At 49.3% G+C, this 16,275-nt stretch carries 13 protein-coding genes; all 13 read right to left on the bottom strand.

What is annotated here, in order from left to right; genetic code table 11:
* Window positions 1–294: 294 nt before the first annotated feature.
* The 13 genes from LC059_RS01735 to LC059_RS01675 all read right to left on the bottom strand — a co-directional run bounded on the left by LC059_RS01735 (window position 295) and on the right by LC059_RS01675 (window position 16,191).
* Entirely contained in the window at window positions 295–984 is a 690-nt protein-coding gene (locus LC059_RS01735) for an alpha/beta fold hydrolase (protein ID WP_226702105.1), read from the bottom strand.
* A 13-nt stretch (window positions 985–997) separates the two neighbouring features.
* Window positions 998–1,858, bottom strand: coding sequence for a WcbI family polysaccharide biosynthesis putative acetyltransferase (locus LC059_RS01730; protein ID WP_226702104.1), 861 nt, complete (start codon window positions 1,856–1,858; stop codon window positions 998–1,000).
* Window positions 1,859–1,904: 46 nt separating this feature from the next.
* Window positions 1,905–2,597, bottom strand: coding sequence for a sulfotransferase family 2 domain-containing protein (locus tag LC059_RS01725; protein ID WP_226702103.1), 693 nt, complete (start codon window positions 2,595–2,597; stop codon window positions 1,905–1,907).
* Window positions 2,597–3,598, bottom strand: coding sequence for a hypothetical protein (locus LC059_RS01720; RefSeq protein WP_226702102.1), 1,002 nt, complete (start codon window positions 3,596–3,598; stop codon window positions 2,597–2,599). The genes LC059_RS01725 and LC059_RS01720 overlap by 1 nt, the downstream gene beginning before the upstream one ends.
* 28 nt (window positions 3,599–3,626) lie before the next feature.
* A complete protein-coding gene (locus LC059_RS18030; RefSeq protein WP_226702101.1) occupies window positions 3,627–7,880 on the bottom strand; it encodes a glycosyltransferase in 4,254 nt (1,417 codons plus the stop codon).
* A 142-nt stretch (window positions 7,881–8,022) separates the two neighbouring features.
* Window positions 8,023–9,129, bottom strand: coding sequence for a dTDP-glucose 4,6-dehydratase (gene rfbB, locus LC059_RS01710; protein WP_226702100.1), 1,107 nt, complete (start codon window positions 9,127–9,129; stop codon window positions 8,023–8,025).
* A gap of 107 nt (window positions 9,130–9,236) precedes the next feature.
* Window positions 9,237–10,106 carry a dTDP-4-dehydrorhamnose reductase gene (gene rfbD, locus LC059_RS01705; RefSeq protein WP_226702099.1) on the bottom strand — a complete coding sequence of 290 codons (870 nt, stop codon included), beginning with the start codon at window positions 10,104–10,106 and terminating at the stop codon, window positions 9,237–9,239.
* Window positions 10,107–10,117: 11 nt separating this feature from the next.
* Window positions 10,118–10,666, bottom strand: coding sequence for a dTDP-4-dehydrorhamnose 3,5-epimerase (rfbC, locus tag LC059_RS01700; RefSeq protein WP_226702098.1), 549 nt, complete (start codon window positions 10,664–10,666; stop codon window positions 10,118–10,120).
* Between the two features lie 103 nt (window positions 10,667–10,769).
* Window positions 10,770–11,684, bottom strand: coding sequence for a glucose-1-phosphate thymidylyltransferase RfbA (gene rfbA, locus LC059_RS01695; RefSeq protein WP_181254005.1), 915 nt, complete (start codon window positions 11,682–11,684; stop codon window positions 10,770–10,772).
* Between the two features lie 150 nt (window positions 11,685–11,834).
* A complete protein-coding gene (locus LC059_RS01690) occupies window positions 11,835–13,466 on the bottom strand; it encodes an SLBB domain-containing protein (protein ID WP_226702097.1) in 1,632 nt (543 codons plus the stop codon).
* A gap of 33 nt (window positions 13,467–13,499) precedes the next feature.
* Window positions 13,500–14,702, bottom strand: coding sequence for a hypothetical protein (locus LC059_RS01685; protein ID WP_226702096.1), 1,203 nt, complete (start codon window positions 14,700–14,702; stop codon window positions 13,500–13,502).
* A gap of 5 nt (window positions 14,703–14,707) precedes the next feature.
* Window positions 14,708–15,403 (bottom strand): ABC transporter ATP-binding protein, encoded by a 696-nt coding sequence (locus LC059_RS01680; RefSeq protein ID WP_226702095.1) that lies wholly within the window; start codon window positions 15,401–15,403, stop codon window positions 14,708–14,710.
* Window positions 15,400–16,191, bottom strand: a complete 792-nt coding sequence (locus LC059_RS01675; protein WP_226702094.1) for an ABC transporter permease — start codon at window positions 16,189–16,191, stop codon at window positions 15,400–15,402. The genes LC059_RS01680 and LC059_RS01675 overlap by 4 nt, the downstream gene beginning before the upstream one ends.
* Window positions 16,192–16,275: the final 84 nt, after the last annotated feature.

Here is a 16,275-nt window from a genome sequence, read left to right as displayed (position 1 = left end):
ACTCCACCCATGAACTCCATATGCGCCACATGCAAATGATGGTGAAATCTCTAGATTCAAAAATAAATTAAAAAACCAACATGGAACACATTAAAGCGCCCTCAACACACGGAGTGAGCTTCAAGTTTTCGAATGTCCAACCACACACCAACATTCGACCAAACTTAGAAAACCAAGTTTAAACCATTAGTCTATTACACGTTGATGAGGCCTGTCGAAAACCCAAAGCTAGCCGAGCAATCAAAATCCCGGTTAATATTTCGCCCCGAAGCAACCTCCACAGGGAAACAAAACTCAATCTTCACATACCCCCCCAAACTCTCCCGCCATTATCTCCGGCAATTTACCTCGCTGCTTCAACAGCTTCACAACATCATGACCTCCACCTGATATCGTGTGGACGAACACTCCCTCAACGCCATCGAGATACTTAGCATGCGCCATATCCAACCGATCATCAGATGATACGTATATAGATACATTTCTTCCAGGCCTGCTTTTTTTCATCATCAATTGGCGCAAATCAAAAATGAAATCCTTAGCCGAAACGCTCCGATAAACTTTAGTCAATTGAGCCGACCATCGACTATCACCATGCGAATCTCGAAGCTGAGGCTCGATGAAAGTCTGAGGCGCGAATGCAACTACAGAACCAGTACCGAGCAGCTCAGAAAACATCATTGCTGCGTACCCCCCCATAGAATTACCAATCAAGAAGACATTACTGGGGGATATGTCGGCAATCATTTTGGACATAAAAGAAACGACCGATCTCAAGTCTTCACCGACCCCAGGCATTCCGGATTGGTACCACGCCTGTCGAAAGTCTCGAAAAAATACTTTATTATGCGTAAGAATCTTCGAAGCATTGTAGAATTCAAATGGGGGCATGGATATACCCGCAGAAATCCCACCGAAAAAAATGTAAAGCGAATCGGAATCAGGGACCAATTCCAGATCAAATGATTTTCTCTCGGACAGCACACAAAACCTCAATTCAGGAATTTAAAAAATTTTTCTTTTTGCCAAGCATCGACATCAAGAATCCTTTTTCTTGAGACGAATAAATCCTATAGTTATATTCAACCATGTCAGCTAAATCCACATTCTGCTCGCCATTAACACCTGAAATAAACTCGAATTTCAAATCAAGTGCCGCCTTCACAAATGGATAGATTGGCGCCTGTATTTCGTCCAAGACATCTAGCAACCTCATCGATTCCGTAGATATTTCGAGCAACTGACAAATTTGATCGCAGACCTCTTTTACGACTGAAGCTGCGGGGTTATTGAACTGGTGAAAAAGCTTTTGAGATCTATAGTTAGAGCGAATAAACGATGATATTTTAACATCACAAGCAAGCCTTTCCTCACGCGCAGCAAGCGCATCTATCGATTGCACGCAGGCTTGAGAAACATTTTCAGCAGCAAGGCACTCCCCCTCTTGAATAGCAGTTACCGTTTCATCCGCCGACAAACCGCTCAAGTAACTTTTCAGAATAAAATAGTCATGCACACCATTAAGCGCCGACTTAACCCCAGGCATTGACGCCATAGTAGGAAAATATCCATCGAAGTACATTGACGGAAAAGTAATCGCCCGAGAACTTTCACTCAAGAAATTTACAATGCGTCTAGCACACAGAGGACCAAACTTATTTTCATCAATTATTGGTTGATATACGACCAAATCACAATGGGTTAGCTGACCAGCGTAGTAATGTTGCCTAGAGGGGTCAATGAGATGAACTGGAGGAGTTCGTACATATTCATATTCCCGACAAAAATGCATATTAGTCTGCAAAGTCCTAGCAACGGCCGCAGACTGGCAATTCGCTACAACTGTAAAAGTTTTCATTCAAGCTATACTCTCATTCATATAATCAAAAGTCAGTCAATGCGAACTATAGGAACTCTCTCATAGCTCGTGAATATAGCTCCAAATCTAAATAAATAGAGTCATAGACTAAGGGTCTAAGATCTTTGGAAAAAATAAAATTAGCATGTGACTTCTTTGAAACATTCTCTTTGGCCACCTTAATTGGGCGACCAAAAACACTTGAAAACTTTCTTTCGAAATCCTCCATCCTCTCCACAAAACCAACAACTTTACAGCTGCCAAGATTGGATAGAGCAAGGTCGAGAATGTCTTCATCACTAAATTTAGCCAGCCTATCCCTTCCATACTGGTTGTGAGAGCTTGCCAATTGGTAAGCTTGGCAATTTTCCCTACCAACCAGTATTCTTCCCTCATTAGACTGAAAGAACTGTTGTGGCGACATCCCACGAACAGCCTCGAAAACACCAGCAGGGTCGACTTTTGGCACTCTATTGTGCCAAAAATTAAATAGAGAATTGATTCTTGAGACAGGGTCCCGCATCACAGTAACTACATCTGCATTCATCTTCTTTGCGGTATCAAAACCAACATGTGCAGCATAAACGTGAGAACTCAATCCCCGAGCCAATTCTCTCCGCACCTCATCCTCGAAAATCAGTTCCGAGCAAGCCTTATCAGAAAAAGCATCGAAGATGGCTCGCTTAAGTGCGGATCCAGCTGTTTTACTTATATGAAGAAATAAAATCGGCTTCGTCATTACTTATACAACCTTACGAGTAGTGCACCAAGAATTTCTATAACGTCTTCGGCGTCTAATTTGAGACTCTTAAGGTCAACCGAAGCGCTGGAAACCTCGAGATCAAACTCGTGCCCGGCAGGCAAGTATGTTTCCATTAGCATATAATTTTGGTTGGAAAAATAATCTAACACTTCTTTACAGACCGAAGGATCAAGTAAAGAATGCACAGAACCTGCTGATGCACGTCCGTACTTGGCGCTATTCCTCACCACTTCGTCTGTTAGAGCGTGCGAAGGAGAAAACTTATTCAGTAAAATAAGAGCTTTAATCTCCTTAGGCGTAGGACTGACATTGACGACTTCATTTTGAATTTCCAGTCCGTCCGTATTTCCTATGACCGTCTCTACAAAGTCACCAGCCAATCCTTTTTCATGCTTACGGGCCACATCAAAATTTCTGACAATCACATTTCCAAGTCCGAGCACGCTTTCGAGTTGCTTCGTAAATGCGAAGTAATTCAGGAAGCCGACATTCTTATAGCTTGCTTTTATAAAGTCCTCAGGGTAATCGACACTCCCATGCCGTTTCACTCTCTGCATATACCCCGACATCAAAAATTGGTCCTGCCTCCTTACATAGTAGAAGTACCGAAGCTCTACACCTAACTTATCGCAGAACTCCTTTAGCTTTAGAACAGAACTTGCAGGTATATTTGTGAAAAACTCGGAAGAAACCACACCCACTTCTGCACGGCTAGACTTAACTTTTGCTTGAAGTTCACGCAGTAGGTTATCGTCAGGATCGTGAAAATATGCCTCGTGGCCTTCATTCAAAAGTGACCTAGAAATGAGTGCGCCATTACCTGAAGTAATCGCGCCAGATTTCCCAGATTCGAACTCACCCACATTAAAATAGTCAATAGACAGGTCTAAAAGTTTGTCACGGTTCTTCGCAAACATTACCTGGATTGCACTTGATCCATTTTTGGGCATCCCAGCATGGACAATAAGCTGCTTCATCAAAATATACTCTTCTAATAACTCAAATTTAGTGCTGCAAAGTATCTTCAATCAACCTTTCCCAATCCGGGAAAATTGAATTTAGCTCATATGTAGCGGCGTTAGCTACTGCATTTCTACCGAAGAAAGCCCGCAAATCCTCATCAAGAATTAGCTTTTCAAGGGCTTCCGAAAACTCACGAGCAATTAGATCTTCATTCAGCGCATCGATTAGGAATCCATTTTCTTCTTGGCGAATAAGGACATTTGGTCCATTACAATGTTTGAGCCCCACACAAGGCAGTCCATTCTGTTGCGCCTCCGCAACAACGATTCCAAACGCTTCAAATTCAGATGAAATAGCGAATATCGAAGCGCTTCTATAGCACTCCCCTATGTTCTCCGACCTTCCCTTCAAAATAACTCGGCCCTGCAACTGCAAATTCTGTATTTGCTGCTCCAACTCGCTCCGCAACTCACCCTCTCCATAGATGTGCACACTCCAATCAGGATAACGATCGGACAGAAGTGAAAATGCTGAAACGAGACGATCCATTCGCTTCTGTTCAGCCAAGCGCCCTACGGCAATGATTACCTTCTCACGGCTTGCTCTCCGCTCCACTCCATCGATTGGTTTTACGAAATTCGGAATGACGCTCACTTTGCTAATTAATGAATCTGGCAGCGAACGCTTGAATTCGTCCAAGATTAGATGAATTGCACTTGCCTTTTCAAAGGTTTGTATTCTCTTTTCCTTATCCCACCACAATTCAACAATCTTTTCTGGGTCATTGTGTTCTGACACCACCACCGGAATTCCTGTGCCGTCGGCAGCTGCCACGACCGGTTCAAACAACCATTCCGAAAGCATCGGAATAAAAATATCCACACCCGAAAAAATCATGTCCGAGCGCATTGCTGCTATAGATGCTTCTTGTTCGTGCTCGTTAAATATGGGCTTAAGAGCGACCGATTGATATAGCGGGTAAATCGGCCTATCACCACCCCAAGAGCGGCAGTATATGGTCACTCTGTATCCATTTTCGACCAATTTATTTGTGAGATCAGCCGCTAAACGCTCAATTCCGCCTTTCGAAAAAGTCATCCCGTGAACGTATAACCCGACATGTGGTTTGCGTATTTTGGGCCGCGCATACTGAACCAAACCCGCACGATCAAAGACGTCTTCCTTTTTAGAGCCTTCATGCTTGAACTTGAACCGATCCCACTCAGCGTCGATAACCGCGGCAACACGGTTGATAGCACGTCGGCTCATGGGGAAATTCTCGAACACGTATCGTGCAACTTTGACCCGCTCATCAAAATAGGTTTTTGTTCCCTCTATCTTGTGAACTGCAGATGCAGAATGCCGCCTAAAGTAGTTTTTTGCGTTGACATCGTAAGCAATTTTCCCGCCCTTCATGGTGCTCAGGTATACGTACCAGTCTCCACACATCTTGAAGTTACCAGCTTCGAGCAAAATCTCGTCCCTTAGCATTGCCTTGCGCACGAGGAGGCCACTTGCATTGACAAGCGTACAAACTGCTCCAAGCTGCTCTTCCACCTCGACAAAACCGTCGTTAATGTAACTCTTTTCAAATTTACCTGGATAAGCACCATTCAGGTACGGGTCAAGGGCAGCCTCCTGAAGCTCGCCGCCCTCATTTATAATTTCAGTCTTCGCGGAAGCGATAGACATCATCGGGTCATCAAAATATGGAAGTAGTGTTTCAAGGAAATTGAAGCTACAAGTATCGTCACCTTCGGCAATCCAAACGACATCTCCACGGGCAAGCGACAACCCCTTTCGCCACTGCTTAAATGGCGAACCGGAGTTAATATCGTTATGAGAAAAGAATACCCGGGGATCCCCTGAGTATTTATTCACTACCGCCACAGTATCATCGACGGAACAGTCGTCCATCAATATGACTTCGATATCCTTCACAGACTGATTCAGGATAGAGTCAACACGCTCTTCAGCAAATTTGGCATGGTTGTATAACGGAACTACAACACTTACTGCTGGCTTGTAGCCAGTGTTGGCAATGATCGCTGCAAAGATATTCAAACACTGCTGCTCGGCAGTATATTTGGCAAATACTCGAGATTTCGCAGTTGCCCCCAGAAGCCTCCTTGACTCGCGATCAATAACAAGCTTAGTGATTGCTTCGACAGCGCTCGAGACCTGCATTTTTTTGACACAAACCCCTGCATCATCTTTAACGAATGCAGTGATTCCAGTTGCCTCACTAAAGCACACCGTAGGTACTGAGTGCTGAGCAGCCTCCATTACCACCAAGGGAAACGGATCTTCACGGGAAGATAGAAAGAAGATATCTGCCGCAGCGAGAAGTTCGTTGGCATTGCTCCTCGAGCCAATAAACTTGATTTGCTTCCGTTCTTTCTTGGTCAGTGACGAACTAATATCTGCCAAATCCGGACCATCGCCGATCCACAGGAATTGACACTCTTCTGGAAAGTCCCGCAGAATCTCGCGAGCAGCCTCCAGGAAAAGATCCGGCCCTTTCCTCCAGTAAACTGTCCCGCAGCCAGCAATCACTACGGCAGATTGTGAAAGACCCAATTCCTCACGAACCGATGTTTTAAGTGCATCCGAAGCTTCATGTTCAGCAGCCACAGGACGAATAAACGCGGGGACTGTGGTAATACTTGTAGTCTCGACACCATGAACTTGCATAAGAGCATCGGTTGATGCCGGCGAGGCGGAAATCCAGTGCGTAGTAACCGGCTTCAACTCTTCAAATGCATCTATGTTTTCATCAATTACCTTTTCCATTTCATGGATATGCGTAACGATATCACCAGCAACGGTAAGCTCACATTCGCTTAACATTTTAAAGAAGCGACCCGAAACTACCGTATTGATATAGACAAATTCGAAGTCGTCTCGGATGAATTCATTGAGTTCTGATGCATTATCAACACTATAATTTGGCAATACATGCATATCTGCGTACTGCGCATATTGATTCGCGACCACGCCGGGGCTCAACAACAAGACTTTAATATGTCTGTCGGTGTTTTCATAAAACCACTTGACGACTTCAAGCAGAACAATCTCAGATCCAGCCTGGATGCCATCATGCCCTACAAATAGCAGAGGCTTCTTTATCGTGGATCGAGCATTTTTCTCTGGCGCTGTGCCTAGTCGCCCCTCGGAGAACCCGAAATCGATATAGTGCTGAAACGGAGAGATATTCGAAGCCCGGACATCCGCATTAATGCTCTTATAGAACTTCGGGCAGAAATGAGCCTGAGGGCGTCGCCCCTCAATCTCGCCATGGCACTTATAGTGCTCATACGGATCAATGCCAGACTGCGCAACATCTGGGTTTTGCTGTAGATAGTAAGCTTCGTCGAAATATATCGCCTCATGAGTTGACGAAGCCGTTTGATTGGCATCGTCCCTCTCAGGTTCAGAACATAAAGCTTCTCGTCCCTCTTGGAACCCAATATCACGGTAGTGATCGAGAGCTGACACACCGGCTTCAGCGACATCACTGTATTGTTTTGAATAAAATTCCGGGTTAAAGAATTGATTTGGCCAACGACCTTCGGCCTCTCCAAATTCATAATAGTGCGACTCTGGATCAAGGCCTGCCTCTCGAACATCCGGATTTTTTTCGAGATAGAAGTCAGGATCGACGCGACACTTACTATGCTTGCTCAGTGCCAATTGATTCTCTCGAAACATCTCTTTCTTCAGGCTATTGTTCGGAAAGCGTTTCTCGCTCCTGCCAAATTCAATGTAGTGCGAAAACGGATTCAGGTGAAGCGATGCAACATCCGAATACTCTTCAAGATAGAACTTTGAATCAAACCAGTCGTTTGGATTCCGCCCTTCATTTGCCCCAAACAAAACATAGTGAGCATGCGGCGGAATCCATGAACGAGAAACATCCGGGTATGCTTCGAGATAGTAAGCCTCGTCAAATTCACTCGCAATTATGCTGCATGCATCGACAATATGCTGATTATTTTCGACACCGAAATGACGGAAAACAGCAAGACTAACGCTGCGATTTTCTCTGTAAAAGCTCTTATCAGAAACAAACCTTTGCAATAGCTTTTCGATGCCCACGCCAGGATATTTCTTCGATAGCTCTCTCAGAGAGACATCAGGCCTAGGGTCGAAGTCCAAGCTCAGCTTGTAGCAGGAGAAGTGCTTATCCGGATTTAATTGACGCAAATGTGACCCGTATGCTGCGCGATAAAAATCTCTATCAATCAAACCTTTTAACTTGTAAGTATCGTAAAACTTAAACACTTTCGCGAGCACTAGCACTTTCCCCGAAATTCAAATTCATAACTCATCATTGTGCTCCGAAACCTATTACTAAGCCCCTTCACACGCCCCCTAAAATTTTTTAAGAACTACCCTTATTAAAACTACACTTTTAACTGTGAGTTAAATTTGAACACTACTTATTCCTGTAGTGACTGTTGATCCAATCTTTGTAAGTACCATCCATTACTGCAGCCCACCAGCTCTCATTTTCAAGAAACCACTGAACGGTTTTGGCGATACCACTGTCAAAGGTTTCCTGTGGCTGGTAGCCCAGCTCTTCATTGGATTTCGATGGATCAATGGCATAGCGACGATCGTGGCCAGCGCGATCGGTCACATAAGTAATCAGGTCCGTAGATTTACCTTCCCGGACCTTGCCGGCAAGGGGGAAACGGTCAGCCAGTTCCGGCTTCTCGGCAAAGGCTTTGTCCATCAGGCCACAGATCAGTTTGACAATATCGATATTGGCCCACTCATTAATGCCGCCGATGTTGTAGCACTCGCCCAATCGGCCCTTTTTAATGACCAGATCAATGCCGCGGCCATGATCTTCTACATACAACCAATCACGAATCTGCTGCCCGTCGCCATAGATGGGGAGTGGCTTGTCGTGCAAGATATTGGTAATGACCAGCGGAATGAGTTTTTCCGGGAAGTGATATGGCCCGTAGTTGTTGGAGCAGTTGCTGGTGGTGACCTTCAGGCCATAGGTGTGATGGTAGGCGCGCACCAGGTGATCAGAGGCGGCCTTACTCGCAGAGTAAGGACTATTCGGCGCGTAGGGCGTGGTCTCACTGAAGGCCGGGTCGGTTGGCCCCAGCGTGCCGTACACCTCGTCGGTGGATACATGGTGAAAGCGGTGATTCTCTTTGTTCAGCCCTTCATCGAGCCAGACCTTCTTGGCAGCCTTTAGCAGGCTGTGGGTACCAATGATATTGGTCTCTATAAAGGCATCCGGGCCGGTGATCGAGCGGTCTACATGACTCTCTGCGGCAAAATGCACCAGAGTATCGATGTGGTGCTCTTTAAGTAGCGTCTCTACCAAGCCGGTATCGCAGATATTGCCGTGGCTGAATACAAAGTTCGGGTTTTCTGCCACAGGGTCGAGGTTGGCTTTGTTACCAGCGTAGGTGAGTGCGTCCAGTACCACCACCGTGTCTTGAGGGTAAGCTTTCATCCAGTAATGGACAAAATTGGCGCCGATGAAGCCGGCACCGCCGGTTACTAGCAGGTTGCTCATTTTTCGCAGTTCCGTTGGTCTTGGTTCCCGGGTGAGCCGGAATGATCAGTTTTGAATTTGATTTCTTGGGGGGCATTGTCATGCCCGGTTCGCCTGCAGGCAGGCTCCTACAGCTTGTGCGGGTCTAGCACAGCCCTCAGAACTTGGCGCCAGTGACTCAGCTCTACACCGGCTTCTTTTGTTAACCGGGTTTTATCCAGCACGCTGTAGGATGGGCGTGTCGCGGGGGTCGGGTAGTCGCTGGTGGCAATTGGAGCTATTTGTACTTGGCGGTCTTTCTGTAGTAGGCCGGCGGCTTTGCCTTCTTCATAAATAGCGACGGCGAAGTCGTACCAGCTGGCGGCTCCGGCGTCAGTGCAGTGGTAAGTACCCTTGGCCTCTGGGGTTTGGGCCAATGCGAAGAGGCTTTTCGCCAGAGTTCCGGCCCAAGTGGGTGTTCCGATCTGGTCGGCGACAATACCGAGTTGGTCGCGTTCGCTCATCAGGCGCAACATGGTTGTGGCAAAGTTGCCGCCGTCACGATCGTATACCCAAGCAGTACGCACGATGATCGCCTCCGGAAGAATGGCTTCGACCGCCTCTTCGCCACGAGCTTTGCTTTCGCCATAGACGCTCACGGGTTTGCGGATATCTTCTGGCTGGTACGGTTGTGAGTGCCTGCCGTCAAACACAAAGTCGGTAGAGACGTGGATCAGGCGGGCACCGAATTCGCGGCAAGCAAGCGCGAGGTTTTCTGGCCCGCGGGCGTTGATGGCGTGGGCCTGCTCAACTTCAGACTCGGCTTTGTCTACGGCTGTGTAGGCAGCGGCGTTAATGACGACATCCGGCTTTGCCTCGCTCAGGACAGATAAAACCTTTGCTTTATCGGCAATATTCAGAGTGTCGCGGCCATGGGCAATAACCGTGACACCGGAGGGCGCCTGCTTTTGGAGTTGCTGGCCTAACTGGCCATTTTTACCGGTGATCAGAACCTTCATTTTTTACACCATTAACCAAAGACAACGGCGTCTTTCAGGAGTTTGCCTTCAGCGTCTTTGGCGGAGAGCTGGGGCGGCTCGCCGTTGACCAGGGGCCAATCGATACCGATTTCCGGGTCGTCCCAGCGCAGCGAGTGCTCGTACTCTGGTGCATAATAGTCAGTGCACTTGTAGACGAACTCGGCGGAGTCGCTTGTGACATAGAAACCGTGGGCAAAGCCTTCCGGGACCCACAGCTGACGTTTGTTATCTTCATTCAGCAATACGCCCACCCACTGACCGAAGGTGGGAGAGCTTTTGCGCAGGTCTACCGCCACATCGAACACTTCGCCGGCGGTCACGCGGACGAGCTTGCCCTGGGTACTTTCGGTCTGGTAGTGCAGACCGCGGAGGATGCCCTGGCTGGACTTGCTGTGGTTGTCCTGCACGAATGTGCGCTCTGCGCACTCACGGTTGAAAAAATCCTGACGGAAGGTTTCCAGGAAGAAGCCGCGCTCGTCGCCGAAGACTTTGGGCTCGATGATTTTTACATCGGGGATTTTTGTTTCTATTACTTTCATAACTATCTCTTTTTCGCCTGGCAGATTTTTGCGTCCTGCAAAATCTGCATTTCCGCCATCCATGGCGGTCACAACAGGCTCCTACATCGTGTGGCCGAGCTTTTTAGCGAGAAAAGGCGTGGTCGGTTTTGGATTCGGCGAGAATTTGCATCAGGTATTCGCCGTAGCCGCTCTTGATCAGGGGCTGGGCCTGCTTCTCCAGAGTCTCTGCGTCGATAAAACCTTTGCGGAAAGCTACCTCTTCGGGGCACGCGATCTTCAAACCCTGACGACGCTCGATGGTCTGCACAAACTGCGCGGCTTCCAGCAGATTGTCGTGGGTTCCAGTGTCCAACCATGCGGCACCGCGCCCCATCAACTCTACATTTAAGCTGCCCTGCTCCAGATACATACGATTGAGATCGGTAATCTCCAGCTCACCACGGTGGCTCGGCTTAATTTCTCGCGCTAGGTCACAGACTTGACTGTCATAGAAGTAAAGACCAGTCACCGCGTAATTGGACTTGGGCTGGGAAGGCTTTTCTTCGATGCTGATCACTTTGCCATCACGGTCAAATTCGGCTACGCCATATGCGCGCGGGTCCGCAACGTGGTAACCAAATACGGTGGCGCCCTCGGTGCGCTGATCCGCATTCTTCAGCACTTCGCTAAAGTGCTCGGCATAATAAATATTGTCTCCCAACACCAGTGCGCTGGGGTTGTTGCCAACGTGTTCGCGACCAATCAGGAACGCTTGCGCCAGGCCATCCGGGGAAGGCTGCACTGCGTATGTAATGTTGATGCCCCACTGGCTGCCATCTTCCAGCAGCTTCTGAAACAGGCATTGCTCTTCGGGAGTGGTGATGATGAGAATATCGCGAATGCCCGCCATCATCAGCGTAGTCAGCGGGTAGTAGATCATCGGTTTGTCGTACACCGCCATCAGCTGCTTGCTGACGCCTTTGGTCAGTGGATAGAGCCGAGTACCTGACCCGCCGGCCAGAATTATTCCTTTTCGTGACGAAGTTCCAGTTTTCATTCATTCCCCCAAGTAAAATTTATTTAAAGTTGGCCGAACACTGCGCAGCAATTTTAGGGCCAATTTTTTTACATTCTGCGCCGCACAGTGCCTTTCGCTGTTCAGCTGGCCCGAGCTATCCCCGGGCCGCCCCCTATCAGCACCCAGATCCTAGAAAGACAACACCGCTGCGGTACCGACGGCAATACGGTACAGAATCTCCGTGACATCCTTGGTGACCTGTAGCTCACTCGCCTGAATTTTTGGCATGATCATGATCTCATCGCCAGGGCGCAGCACGCCCTTGAGGCGATTATCAAACTTACTTTCCTTGATACGACTGATCGTGCCATCCATATGCAGCACCACCAGCTCGTCGGTATTCGCATTGTTTGAGAAGCCGCCCGCCAATTCGATGTAATTTTCTAGGGTATTGCGCTCATCAAATACCAATGACGTGGGGAAAACCACCTCGCCAACCACGGACACCGTGGAAGCGCGCAAAGGAACGATCAGCGAGTCGCCATCCTCCAGCAACATTTGCCCCGCATTGGCATTGTTGGCCAGCACCACCTGCCCGCGCGGCTGGGCGTTACGCGCTTTGGATATAAAGTTCTGGATCATAGACGCAGTGTCCTTGATCGATGCCTGGTCTGCGGTGGTTGTGGGCTGGCGGGTCAGCGCCTCCATTTCCAAGGCATCCAGTGAGCGCTCCAGTGCAACCTTCTGTTTTTTTGCCACACTTTTGCGGTACAGCTGCAGAGCGAATGGATCGGCGTTATCCCGGTAGCGCAACTTTTCCAGCAGGTCCTGCAGAGTGGCACCGTAGGGCAACACATACGCGGCCGGCCCGTTTACTTCTCCGCTCACACGCACCGAGATACTGCTGACCTCGCTATCACTCACCAGCTCCACATGGGCACCGGGATGCAGTGGCGTACTCAGCGCTTCTGCCAGCGGGAGGTAGCTCGCCTGCTGCTCGTTGTCAATCACTTGGGTAATGCGCGCAAAGTTGGCTTGCGGATCAGGCTTCGCCACCAGCAGCATCTCGCCGAGATGGGTGGACGGCCCCACAAATTCGATCTGCCCGGACTCCTGTACCGCGCCCTCGACACTGATATACCCTTGGCGCGGGCCAACGACAATGGAATCCCCATTGCGCAATTGCAGAGCCGGCATCTGCCCTTCCACCAAGAAGCGATACAGGTTGACGCGCTGCAGCTCTTTGCCCTGGCGCAGTACCTTGATATCGATGTAGCTGCCACTTTCGCGGTTAATACCGCCCGCACTGTCCAGATAGTACAACACGGAATCCGATGAGAATCCGGGATATAGGCCCGGGCTTTCCACAAACCCAGTCACAAAGACTTTCACGGGCTGGCTGGCCTCCAGGTTGGCGTAGGCCTGCACATTGCTCTTGAACACCCGCTTTACATGTCGCAACACGAAGTTATTGAGCTCACCATTCTCAACCCCGGCTACGTGTACCGGCCCCACTTCCGGAATAAAAATATTGCCTTGGGCATCCACCGTCAGCACCGCGTTAAAGCTGTATGCACCCCATAATTGCAGGGCAATCTGATCGCCCACGGTAACGCGGTAGCCTCCATTAAACCCACTGAACGGCTGGTCTTTAAAGGCGCCTTTGAACAGGGACTCGCCGAAGACGGGAAGATGGCCTCCCGTAGCAACTTGCAGCCGGTCTTTTTCCAGCTGTTGGGTATCCAGTGCACTGGCACTGGCACTGAGCCCGGTGGCCACAAGCGCGCTGATTACCCAGCGCTTTATCAATGTTTTTGTCATAACGTTTATCAAATCTGGAATTGAGTTTTCCGCTTACACTCGGTGGTCACGAATACTGGCGACCAGCATTTTGCCAATGCCGTACAGCAGTAAGAGAATCACCGCCAGGCTCGCAAGGTTGTACAACTTGTGTGGATACTCTGCGTCTTCTGCAATGGACGGCTGACTTATCACCATTAAATGTTTGAGCTTGCCAGAGGCCTCCATGCGTGCGGTTTCCAGTGCCGCGAGTGATGCCTGATAGGCATCCATGGCAAACTGCAGGTCCAGTTGCAGATTTTGGAAATGAGCATTGAGACTGTTAAGGCGCTCTTCTCCGTCTTCTTCGGTTACGCCGACAAGGCGCACCTTTTCTACTTCGATTTGTTGTTGCAGTGAGCTGATCTCCGCCTGCAGAGAAACTACCTGAGAAGAATCCGAGTGCAAATAAGTTTTTGCCGCCGTAAGCTTTGCACGAAGTTCGGCGAGTCTGGCCTCCAGCCCTTGGATAATCGCGCTAATACCTTTGGTCAGCTCTTCCGGGCTGACGACCTGATTGCGGTTCTGGAAGTCCAGGATATTTTGCTTGCTCGTGCGCAGCTTGCTTTGCGCAAGCTCCAGTTCACTGCGCACAAACGATACCTGCTTGTCAGCGAGCTGATTGCTGATGGCGTTGACAAAATCTTCCGATTTACGGATCACCGTTTCCACCAGCTGTTGAGCAAACTCGGGCTCGAAAGCCTGCATTTCAATACTGATAATACCGGTGGTTTCATCGTGCGCCACCGCAATGTGTGCACGATAGAATTCCAGGTAGTCTTCCTGCGAGGCATCCGCGGCAAGCCGCGAGAACAAATCGTATCCATCACTTTTGAAATATGTGGCGAGCCCCAGCTCCTCGTCCAGATACAGGGCCATATCCAGGGACTGGATATAGTTCACTACCAGGAAGGCATCTTGGTTATCACTCCCCATACCCGGCACCAGGAATCCGAGAGAGGACGACATTCCCTGATTGCTGCTGTTGTCTTTTACGATCAGCTGTGTGGCGCTGACATACCTGTCTGACACCCACAATAGGTAGTAGCCACTAACCAGCAGCAAGGGCAACACAACAAACAGTGCTAGGCTGCCCCAGCGGCTGGCGCGCGCAGGAGCTACACCAGTACTTGCCGCTGACAGCTTCCGCAGTATTTTTTTGGCCGTATTGGCCGCTTTTTTCTGGCTGGCCGCCGGTACTTTTTCTACTGATTCCATAATTCTTACTTTTGTGCGCCCACAGAAGCTTGCGCAGGTTTGGGGATCCCTTGCTGGTAGAGGGCAATCGCCTCTTGAACGGTATCGAATATCTGCAGGCCGGACGGGCCGAGATAAATTCCAACGTCACAGTTCTTCTTCAGCGTCGGCATACTGTGGGCGACGATGATAAAATTGGCCGATTTGCGTTTTTCAGCGATTACTTGCTCGCACTTGTGCTTAAAGTGCGCATCACCCACTGACATCACCTCATCCACCAGGTAATAGTCGAAATCCACTGAAATGCTCAGGCCAAACGCAAGACGAGAGCGCATACCGGAGGAGTATGACTTCACCGGCGCATCAAAGTAGTCACCGATCTCGGCAAACTCCTGCACCCGGTCCAAAACCTTGCGCTTGGAACCACCCCAGATTCCGTGAATACCACAGATAAATGCCGCATTTTCACGCCCGGTCATACTGCCCTGAAAGCCGCCGGACAAACCCATAGGCCACGAAATACGCTGGTCAGTAATCACCCTGCCGGAATCTGGGTAGTCAATCCCCCCCATAATGCGGAGCAAGGTGGACTTACCAGCGCCGTTGCGCCCCAGAATGCCGATATTCTTCCCTTCTGGAAAAACCGCATTCACATTCCGGAACAGTACTTTGCGGCCTGCCGGAGTCTTGAAGGACTTGGTGAGATTGCGCAGCTCGATCATTGGCTGCGCACCAGATCGCGCCATTGACTGCGATAAACCAGCAGACCAAATGCGAGCATGACCAGTGAACTCGTGGCCAGGTACGGCAAATCCGCGAACACGCCATGATAGCTCGCGAACAATCCTTCACGGGTCAATTCGATCACATGTAGTAACGGATTCCAGGAGAGGTAGCCGTGATACTCCTCCGGCACCTGTTCCAGAGAGAAAAACACCCCGGAGATAAAGTACAGTGGGCGCACAATCATTGGGGCGAACTTGGCAGCCTCCGGAAATTTCGTCCCTACCACACACATCGTGAGACTGACTCCCAGGCAGAAGCAAAAAAACAGCAGATTGATGCCGATCAGCATGAGAAAATCGTTGAAGCGTGCGGTAACGCCGAACCAAGCGAGGATGGCCAGCAGCGCTACCAGACTGAACAGGTAGATGGCGAATTCCAGTAGCACCCGTGTGAGCACCGCATCAAAGGGGCGCAATTGGCGATAATTGAACAGGCCACGGTTGGACTCTACCGCGGCCACACCTTTGCCAAAGCAATTACTAAAAAAAATGAAAGGCGCAATCCCGCCAAGCATAAATAACGCGGTGGGGATACCCGGGTAGAACTCTCTCCCCATGAAGCTGAAGATGGCCGCCAGCAGCATGATGTGCATGGCTGGCTCCAGCAGAACCCACGCGTAACCAAGACGCCACTTGCCAAAGCGGGTCTTCATTTCGCGGATCAGTAGCGCGCGAATGACATCACGCTGAATCTGCCATGGGTTACGTTGAACGACCGGGTGCATGCACTTCTATTTTCTTTTTATGGACACCCATGCAACAGCAGCCGCAGAGCCCCCCGAGATTGAAATCTTTTACTTTTTTTGAAG

This window comes from Microbulbifer elongatus, assembly GCF_020524885.1.
GTDB lineage: Bacteria > Pseudomonadota > Gammaproteobacteria > Pseudomonadales > Cellvibrionaceae > Microbulbifer > Microbulbifer elongatus_A.
Note: the sequence above shows the minus strand (reverse complement) of the source record. Positions and strands in the feature narration are given on the sequence as shown.

What these genes read in the sequence shown, in the direction of transcription:
- LC059_RS01730 (WP_226702104.1), bottom strand. Translation starts at nt 1,858, where the DNA reads ATGAAAACTTTTACAGTTGTAGCGAATTGCCAGTCTGCGGCCGTTGCT.
- LC059_RS01725 (WP_226702103.1), bottom strand. Translation starts at nt 2,597, where the DNA reads ATGACGAAGCCGATTTTATTTCTTCATATAAGTAAAACAGCTGGATCC.
- LC059_RS01720 (WP_226702102.1), bottom strand. Translation starts at nt 3,598, where the DNA reads ATGAAGCAGCTTATTGTCCATGCTGGGATGCCCAAAAATGGATCAAGT.
- rfbB (WP_226702100.1), bottom strand. Translation starts at nt 9,129, where the DNA reads ATGAGCAACCTGCTAGTAACCGGCGGTGCCGGCTTCATCGGCGCCAAT.
- rfbD (WP_226702099.1), bottom strand. Translation starts at nt 10,106, where the DNA reads ATGAAGGTTCTGATCACCGGTAAAAATGGCCAGTTAGGCCAGCAACTC.
- rfbC (WP_226702098.1), bottom strand. Translation starts at nt 10,666, where the DNA reads ATGAAAGTAATAGAAACAAAAATCCCCGATGTAAAAATCATCGAGCCC.
- rfbA (WP_181254005.1), bottom strand. Translation starts at nt 11,684, where the DNA reads ATGAAAACTGGAACTTCGTCACGAAAAGGAATAATTCTGGCCGGCGGG.
- LC059_RS01690 (WP_226702097.1), bottom strand. Translation starts at nt 13,466, where the DNA reads ATGACAAAAACATTGATAAAGCGCTGGGTAATCAGCGCGCTTGTGGCC.
- LC059_RS01685 (WP_226702096.1), bottom strand. Translation starts at nt 14,702, where the DNA reads ATGGAATCAGTAGAAAAAGTACCGGCGGCCAGCCAGAAAAAAGCGGCC.
- LC059_RS01680 (WP_226702095.1), bottom strand. Translation starts at nt 15,403, where the DNA reads ATGATCGAGCTGCGCAATCTCACCAAGTCCTTCAAGACTCCGGCAGGC.
- LC059_RS01675 (WP_226702094.1), bottom strand. Translation starts at nt 16,191, where the DNA reads ATGCACCCGGTCGTTCAACGTAACCCATGGCAGATTCAGCGTGATGTC.